Origin of the sequence: Mesorhizobium sp. M1E.F.Ca.ET.063.01.1.1, assembly GCF_003998155.1 — a bacterium.
Lineage (GTDB): Bacteria > Pseudomonadota > Alphaproteobacteria > Rhizobiales > Rhizobiaceae > Mesorhizobium.
Genome location: NZ_RZSC01000715.1, coordinates 1 through 2,979, shown reverse-complemented (window position 1 = coordinate 2,979; position 2,979 = coordinate 1). Strand labels below are relative to the sequence as shown.

Genomic DNA, 2,979 nt, shown 5'->3' with positions numbered 1-2,979 from the left:
GTGCAAATCGACGGTGACCACCACTTTTTGTTCGGCTATCCCGAGCTTCTTGGCGGAAGCGTCAATGATCCGTTTATTGGCCTGATGCGGCACGAACCAGTCGAGGTCTTGCGCCGTGATGCCGGCCTCGGCGAAGGTCGCCTCGATGACATCGGTGATCATGCCGACCGCGTGCTTGAATACCTCGCGGCCTTCCATCCTGAGATGGCCGACCATGCCCGTGGTCGATGGGCCGCCATCGACGAAGAGTTTGTCCTTATGGACGCCATCCGAGCGCAGGCTCGCAGCCAGCACGCCGCGATCGGCGATGCTGCCCTCCCCCTCCGCTGCCTCGAGCACCACCGCTCCGGCGCCGTCGCCGAAGAGCACGCAGGTCGAGCGGTCGTTCCAGTCGAGGATGCGCGAAAAGGTTTCCGAGCCGATGACCAGCACGCGTTTCGCGAGGCCGCCGCGGATATAGAGGTCGGCGGTGGCAACAGCATAGACGAAACCGGAGCACACGGCCTGCATGTCGAAGGCAAAGCCGTGATGCATGCCGAGCCGGTTCTGGATCTCGACGGCGGTCGCGGGGAAAGTGTTGTTGGGCGTCGATGTCGCCAGCACGATCAGGTCGATATCGGCCGGCGTCAAACCGGCGCTGTCGAGCGCGGCGCGCGCAGCCGCCTCGCCCAGCGAAGCCGTCGTCTCGTCATCGGCCGCGACATGGCGCTGGCGGATGCCGGTGCGCTGGACGATCCACTCATCGGAGGTCTCGACCATGCCTTCGAAGTCGGCATTCTTCATGATGCGGCGGGGCAGCGCGGCACCGTTGCCGCGCACGACTGATCTGATCAAGGTTCGTTCCTATTCCTCGGCGTCGACGGCGACACCGGATTTCCTGTTTGCCTGGGCATTCGGATTGCGCGCATGGAACAGATCGAGATCGGCCTCGATCCGGTCAAGCAGATTGTTGCGCACCATATCGTAGCCGAGCTCGATCGCCGCCGCGAAGCCGTCCGAATCGGCGCCGCCGTGGCTCTTCACGACGATACCGTTCAAGCCCAGGAAGACGCCGCCATTGGAGCGGCCGACATCCATCTTCTCGCGCAGCCGGTCGAAGGCGCCCTTGGCGAAGACATAACCGATCCTGGCCATCAGCGTGCGGCCCATGGCGGCGCGGAGGTAGCCCGCGATCTGCCTTGCCGTGCCCTCCGCGGTCTTGAGCGCGATGTTGCCGGCAAAGCCCTCGGTGACGACCACGTCGGCCGTGCCCTTGCCGATATCGTCGCCCTCGACGAAGCCACGATAGTTCATCGAGGCCATGTTGGCCTCACGCAGCATGCGTCCCGCCTCCTTGACCTCCTCCTGGCCCTTGATCTCCTCGACGCCGACATTGAGCAGGCCGACGCTCGGCCGCTCGATGCCGAACACCGAACGCGCCATGCCGGTGCCCAGGATGGCGAAATCGACGAGCTGATGCGCGTCCGCGCCAATGGTGGCGCCGACATCGAGCACCACGCTCTCGCCGCGCGTCGTCGGCCAAAGCGCAGCGATCGCCGGGCGGTCGATGGTGGCCATGGTGCGCAGGCAGAATTTCGACATCGCCATCAGCGCGCCGGTATTGCCGGCCGAGATGCAGGCCTGCGCGGCGCCATTCTTCACCGCCTCGACCGCCTTCCACATCGATGATTTCCAGCGGCCATGGCGCAGCGCCTGGCTCGGCTTGTCGTCCATCCTCACCGCGATCTCGCAATGGACGAACTCGCTGACCTCGGCCAGTTTTGGAAACTTGGCCAGTTCGGGACGAACGGCGTCCTCGCGGCCATAGATGACGAAGCGGATGTCAGGGCGGCGGATGGCGACCGTCATCAGCGCAGGGATGACAATGCCTGGTCCGTGATCGCCGCCCATGGCATCGATGGAAATCCTGATCACTCGGTGTTTTTCTCACGGTTTGCCTGGCTAGCGGCGGACGCCTGCCGAGGTAAGGGGGCTCGCGAAGGTTCGGCGAAAATAGCGGTTTTGGGCTGCCGCACAACCAACTTTTCCAAAATCCGGGCCGCCTTCAGGATTTTCCGAGCAGCGAACGCAGCTTTTTCTGGAATTCGCTTTCTTCCGAAGGATCGTCGCCCGCGGTGTCCAGCGAGGCTCCGGGCTTGCGCGGATAAGGGTCGATCGCCAGGCCGAAAAACTGCTCGGCAAGCGCGCCGACATCAATGGTGTCGCCGGAAAAAGTTTCGGGACTGTCAGGCCCGTCCGCGTCGAGGACGATTTCGCCGCCGCCCTCGAACCCCTCGCGCCCGAGCTTCGACTGCTCAGGCAGGAACAGCGCCTCGACGGGCTCGTCGATATGGGCTGCGACCGGATCGAGGGTGACGATGCAGGCCTGGGTGATGTCGGCCTCGACGCGACCGCTGACCTTGACGCCGTTGCGTTTCCAGGACGCCACCAGGAGCTCGGCGCGGTAGCGCTCGACCGAGAGCAGATCGTATTTCGCGGCAAGCGCCGCGCGCTGCCGCTCGTCGGCTTCGATCAAAACCGGCAAGCCCTTCTGCGGCAGACGGGCGACGTTGGCGACGAAAGATACGGGGCTTTCCGGTTTGGCGTGTTTCATTCTCGCCTCCTTCACGCGGCTCCGGCGACCGGGAACGCCACGGTGCCGGCCACGATCGATTCGGTCGGCTGCATGGCAAGCTGCCGGGACGCTTCGGAAACATAGCTCGCCAGCAGCGGCGCCTCCGGCCACTCGCCGACATCGGGCCTGACATTACGGGCGAGCGCCGCGGCAAGGGCCACCCGGTCGTCGTCCCGCAAGGCGTGGTCATAAGCCGCGGTGCGGCCGTAAAACATCCTTGCCAACTTCTTCATGCGCTTCGGCACGCCGACATCGCTGATGCCGAGTTCCCTGAGCGAATGCTCGACATCCAGGAAGAACTCGTCGATCAACACCTGAGCGATCTCGGCGGCAGCACCGCCTTCCCCGCGCAGCCTGTGCTGGAA

The 2,979-nt window shown here is 64.6% G+C and carries 4 protein-coding genes; all 4 read right to left on the bottom strand.

Annotated elements, in window-relative coordinates:
• On the bottom strand, positions 1 to 834 hold an 834-nt coding region (locus tag EOA29_RS31120; RefSeq protein ID WP_145969897.1), incomplete at its 3' end, for a beta-ketoacyl-ACP synthase III.
• A 9-nt stretch (positions 835 to 843) separates the two neighbouring features.
• Positions 844 to 1,914 carry a phosphate acyltransferase PlsX gene (plsX, locus tag EOA29_RS31115; RefSeq protein WP_126094220.1) on the bottom strand — a complete coding sequence of 357 codons (1,071 nt, stop codon included), beginning with the start codon at positions 1,912 to 1,914 and terminating at the stop codon, positions 844 to 846.
• Positions 1,915 to 2,044: 130 nt separating this feature from the next.
• The gene (locus tag EOA29_RS31110) at positions 2,045 to 2,593 is read right to left on the bottom strand and encodes a DUF177 domain-containing protein (protein ID WP_126094221.1); all 549 of its coding nucleotides are present in this window, start codon (positions 2,591 to 2,593) and stop codon (positions 2,045 to 2,047) included.
• 11 nt (positions 2,594 to 2,604) lie between these two features.
• Positions 2,605 to 2,979: ubiquinol-cytochrome C chaperone family protein (locus tag EOA29_RS31105; protein ID WP_127222070.1), on the bottom strand; the 375-nt coding region annotated here is incomplete at its 5' end.

Bases quoted from the DNA above. Each gene is read 5' to 3' on its own strand.
- EOA29_RS31110 (WP_126094221.1), bottom strand. From the start codon at position 2,593: ATGAAACACGCCAAACCGGAAAGCCCCGTATCTTTCGTCGCCAACGTC.